We start from the raw sequence: 4,825 nt of genomic DNA on the forward strand, positions 1-4,825 counted from the left end.
CCGCCTGGCACTCTTTCGGCAGATTGGCCATCGTCATCAGGTCGCGGGCCTTGGGCGCATCGGGGTTCTTGTTGGGCCGCCACGGCTCCTCGGTGAACCACCAGGCCAGCGGCTTGCCGCAGCCGTCGTCCGCGGGCGTCGCCTCCTGCCCCTTGCAACCGGGCGAGCCCGGCTGGCAGCCGATGCGCATGTGGAAGTGATAGTCGTGACCCCAGAACGGCCGGATCTTGCGCAGCCAGGAACGGTCGCCGGTGACGGTGTCGCAAAGCGCCTTCTTGATGCCGGGATTGACCAGGATGCGCTCGACTTCCGGATAGCTCGCTGCGCGCTTGAGCAGCCTTGTGTGCGCCGGCGTCCACAGCGCGTCCTTCACCAGATGCGTCTTCTCGTCGACCATCAGCGTGGCGCTCATCGATTCGCGCTGGGCGATGGTGAGCGGCCGCTTCGGCATCGGCGTCAGCCAGATGTCGGCGTCGAGCCCGATCTGGTGCGAAGCATGGCCGGTCATCATCGGTCCGCCGCGCGGCTGGGAGACGTCGCCGACCAGAAGCCCCGGCCAGCCATCGGCTACCGCGTCGCGCGACAGCTTTTCGATCAGCGCGATCATGGCCGGATGGCCCCAGCGCCGGTTGCGCGAGGGGCGCATCACTTCCCAGGTCGGACCTTCCATCGGCAGGGCGACGCCGCCGGCGAAGCAGCCCTTGGAGTAGAAACCGAAGGATTGCGCGGGCACCACCGCAGGCAGTTTCTTGGTGCCGAACAGGTCCTTGGCGCGCGGTTCGGCCGAAATCGCCGCCGCGACCAGCGCAGCCAAGGTCACCAGCGCCAGCGCGGCGGTCAGGAACGGCTTCCTGTCGGGCAGCGATCGCAAATTCATCAGGCCGGATCCCTCTCCAGTCAATCCGTTTGCGGCACGGTCAGGAACGAATCATACCACGCCGCGCGTCCCGCATCGATCTTCAGCGCCTCATCGGGCTGCGCGGCGCTCCGTCCCGCCAGTTGCCCTCGGCCCACATCCGCTCCAGCGCCACCCGGTAGTTCGGGAACCGGAAGCGATAGCCGGCCGCCTTGATCGCCTTGTTGGCGACCCGCTTGTTCTCGCCATAGAAAGAACGCGCCATGGGCGAAAGTTGGGCGGTCTCGAAGGGAATTTCCGGCGGCGGCTCGACGCCCATCAGCCCGGCGGCGTAGGCCACGACATCCTGCGGCGGCGCCGGCTCGTCGTCGGTGACATTGAAGGTGCCGCCGAGGTTGCCGCCGGCGAGGTGCCAGAGCGCGCCGGCAATGTCGTCGCAATGTATGCGGTTGAACACCTGCCCCGGCTTGACCAGCCGCCGCGCCGTGACCTCCTCGAGATTGGCCAGCGCGTTGCGGCCTGGCCCGTAGATTCCGGAAAGCCGCAGCACCACCACCGGCTTGCCGATCTCGCGGCCAAGCGCCAGCCACTCCTGTTCGGCCGCCACCCGCATCACCGAACGCTTCGACACCGGCCGGCAGTCGCTCGCCTCATCCACCCAGGCGCCGCCATGATCGCCATAGACGCCGACGGTCGACAAATAGCCGATCCACTCCAGCGTCGGCATCTTTCCCTTGAGCGCATCGCCGGCGGCGTTGAGCACCGGGTCGCCGGCTTCGTCGGGAGCGACGGAGACGATGAGATGCGTGGTTTTGGCGAGCGCATCGCCGAGCTCGGGCGACAGCGCGCCGTCGAATTGCAGCGGCTCGATGCCGGCCGATCGCAGCGCCTCGAACTTTTCCGGCGCCCGGGTCGTGCCGGAGATCGGCGCGTGCTGGGCGTTGGCCCGCGCGAAAGCCTTGCCGGAATAGCCGGCGCCAAAGATAAAGAAGCGTCTTTCGCTCATCGATGAACCTCTACGGATGCCAAGCCCGCCAGCCATTCTTCGCGAACCGCCGCATCGGTCTCGGTCCTCGAAGCCGTGGCGGCAAGCTCGCCAAATTCGCGGTCGGGGAGCAGTCGCGACAGGGCCCAGATTGCCGCACCCCGCACCAGCGGCGAGGCGTCGCCGAGCAGGCCACGCACAATGGGCGCCAGCAACGGGTCGCCCGAATTGCCGGCGGCGATCAGCACGTTGCGCACAAAACGGTCGCGGCCGATGCGCTTGATCGGTGAGCCAGTGAAGAAGGCGCGGAACGCCTCGTCATCGAGCGCGAGCAGGTCCGAGAGCTTCGGCTCGCGCAAATCCTCGCGTGCGGCAAGCTTCGCCTCCGAGGCCGCGCTGGCGAATTTGTTCCACGGGCAGGCGGCCAGGCAGTCGTCGCAGCCATAGATGCGGTTGCCGATCTTGTCGCGGAATTCGCGCGGGATCGGCCCCTTGTTCTCGATGGTCAGGTAGGAGATGCAGCGCCGCGCATCGAGTCGGTAGGGCGCGGGAAACGCATCGGTCGGGCAGGCGTCGAGGCAGGCGCGGCAGGAGCCGCAATGGTCGATCTCGGCCTCGTCGGGCTCAAGCTCGGCTGTGCTGAAGATCGTGCCGAGGAACAGCCACGAGCCATGCGCGCGGCTGACCAGGTTGGTGTGCTTGCCCTGCCAGCCGAGCCCTGCGGCTTCCGCCAGCGGCTTTTCCATCACCGGCGCCGTGTCGACGAACACCTTTACGTCGCCGCCCGCCTTGGCCACGATCTTGCCGGCGATCTCCTTCAGCCGGCCCTTCATCACGTCATGATAGTCGCGGTTTTGCGCATAGACCGAGATCGCGCCGCGGTCGGGTCTTGCGAGGATGTCACGTGGATCCTGGTCGGGGCCGTAATTCATCGCCAGCACGATGATCGAGCGCACGTCCGGCCACAGCGTCGAAGGTTCGGCGCGGCGTTGAAGCGTCTCGGCGATCCAGCCCATCGAGCCGTGGAAACCGTCGGCGACGAATTCGGCCAGGCGTGCGGGCGCCAGCGGGATCGCGTCCGGGCGGGTCACGGCGACCGCCTCGAAGCCGGCGCGGCGCGCCTCCGCGTCGATCAGCGCGCGCAAGGTTTCAGAAGTCGAGGTCCGCATAATGCGATACCGGCGACAGGCCGCGCACCCGGTCGGAGAGCAGCGGCCGGAAGGACGGCCGCGATTTCACCCGCGTGTACCATTCGCGCGCGGCGCTGTGTTCGCGCCAGTCGATCTCGCCGAGATAGTCGAGCACCGAAAGCGTCGCCGCCGCGGCGAGGTCGGCATAGGTCACCTTGTTGCCGGCCAGCCAATGGCGCGTGCCGGCCAGCCAATTGGTGTATTTCATGTGCTGGCGGATGTTGGCGCGCGCCGCCCGGATCGCCGCCGAATCGGGCGAGCCGCCGCCGGCGGTTTCCGGCATCACCGGCTTCAGCACGCGCTCGCGCACCAGGTGGCGGGTGACCTCGCTTTCGGCCTTCGCCAGATACCAGTCGGTCAGCCGGCGGATTTCGGCGCGCTGCATCGGATCCTCGGCGAACAGCCTTTTGTCGCGCTTCAAGACGCCGCGCGTCTCGTCGAGATATTCGGCGATCACCATGGCGCCGACGATCGGCACGTCGCCTTCGGCGAGCAGGATCGGCAGCGTGCCGGCCGGGTTCAGCGCCAGGAACTCCTTGCGCCGCGTCCACGGCTTTTCCTCGATCAGCGCCAGCTCCTCGCCATACTCGCCAAAGGCAAGGCGCACGAACCGGCAGGTGGCGAACATGGGATGGTGGAAAAGCGTCAGCATGGTTCCGCGATGATAGGGCGCACTGGCGAATCGATACCTGCACCGGTAAGTCTTGGCGGCCCGTCATGCGGCCGTCACGGTGTTGCGACCTATAGGGGGACTTCCGCGCCGTGACAAGCAAGCCGTTGTTCCCAGCTGTGCCCGAAATCCTGAGGTTGCCATGGAAAGCCAGACCATCGTCGAAGCGCTGCTGCTTGGGCTGCTGGAGGGCCTGACCGAGTTCATCCCGGTGTCCTCGACCGGCCACATCCTGCTTGCCGGCCATTTCCTCGGCTTCCACTCCACCGGCAAGGCCTTCGAGATCCTGATCCAGCTCGGCGCGATCCTGGCCATTTTGAGTGTCTATTTCGGCAAGCTCTGGCAGATGCTGATCAAGCTGCCCAGCGATCCGCAGACCAGGCATTTCGTCATCGGCATCCTGATCGCCTTCCTGCCGGCCGCGGTCATCGGCGCCGTAGGTCACGACTTCATCAAAAACTATCTGTTCGAATCGCCAAAACTGATCTGCAGCATGCTGATCATTGGCGGCGTGGTGCTGCTCGTCGTCGACCGCATCAACTTCAAGCCGGTGCATCACGACGTCGAGCGCTTCCCGTTGAGCGTCTATCTCAAGATCGGCCTGTTCCAGTGCCTGTCGCTGATCCCGGGCACCTCGCGTTCCGGCTCGACCATCGTCGGCGCGCTGCTGATGGGCGTCGACAAGCGCGCGGCGGCGGAATTCTCCTTCTTCCTCGCCATGCCTACCATGGTCGGCGCCTTCGCCTTCGACCTCTTCAAGAACCGCAACGTGCTGACTTCGGCCGACCTGCCGATCATTTCCGTCGGCTTCATCGCCGCCTTCGTCGCCGCGCTGATCGTCGTGCGCTTCCTGCTCGATTACGTCTCGAAGAACGGCTACGCGCTGTTCGGCTGGTGGCGGCTTGCGGTCGGGGTAGCGGGGCTGGCGGCGCTGATGGTTTGGGGGTGAGAACCCGCCCGCAGGATATGGCAACCACACACCGCGCTCCCCCTCACCCAGCCTCCGCTTCGCTCGGCTGACCTCTCCCCGAGGGGAGAGGAGACTGTCGGCGTCGGCGCCAGCCTCTTCTCCCGCCGGGGAGAAGGTGGCCGCGAAGCGGCCGGATGAGGGGGCCAGCGCTGCC

General features: G+C 66.7%; 5 protein-coding genes. 1 reads left to right on the forward strand and 4 read right to left on the reverse strand.

The window, feature by feature from the left end:
• From mepA to EOA27_RS22300, 4 genes are all read right to left on the reverse strand, one after another.
• Nucleotides 1-877: penicillin-insensitive murein endopeptidase (mepA, locus tag EOA27_RS22285; RefSeq protein WP_127257196.1), on the reverse strand; the 877-nt coding region annotated here is incomplete at its 3' end.
• Between the two features lie 82 nt (nt 878-959).
• Nucleotides 960-1,862: an SDR family oxidoreductase gene (locus tag EOA27_RS22290; protein ID WP_126080312.1), complete on the reverse strand. Its 903-nt coding sequence runs from the start codon at nt 1,860-1,862 to the stop codon at nt 960-962.
• On the reverse strand, nt 1,859-3,010 hold the full coding sequence (queG, locus tag EOA27_RS22295) for a tRNA epoxyqueuosine(34) reductase QueG (protein WP_126080311.1): 1,152 nt from the start codon (nt 3,008-3,010) through the stop codon (nt 1,859-1,861). Before queG ends, EOA27_RS22290 begins: the two co-directional genes overlap by 4 nt.
• A complete protein-coding gene (locus EOA27_RS22300; protein WP_042645260.1) occupies nt 2,991-3,683 on the reverse strand; it encodes a glutathione S-transferase family protein in 693 nt (230 codons plus the stop codon). The genes queG and EOA27_RS22300 overlap by 20 nt, the downstream gene beginning before the upstream one ends.
• 160 nt (nt 3,684-3,843) lie before the next feature.
• On the opposite strand from EOA27_RS22300, the gene EOA27_RS22305 reads away from it, so the two are divergent.
• Entirely contained in the window at nt 3,844-4,650 is an 807-nt protein-coding gene (locus EOA27_RS22305; protein WP_126080310.1) for an undecaprenyl-diphosphate phosphatase, read from the forward strand.
• The last annotated feature ends 175 nt before the right edge of the window (nt 4,651-4,825 follow it).

Source organism: Mesorhizobium sp. M2A.F.Ca.ET.037.01.1.1, assembly GCF_003998075.1.
In the GTDB taxonomy this organism is placed as follows: Bacteria; Pseudomonadota; Alphaproteobacteria; order Rhizobiales; family Rhizobiaceae; genus Mesorhizobium.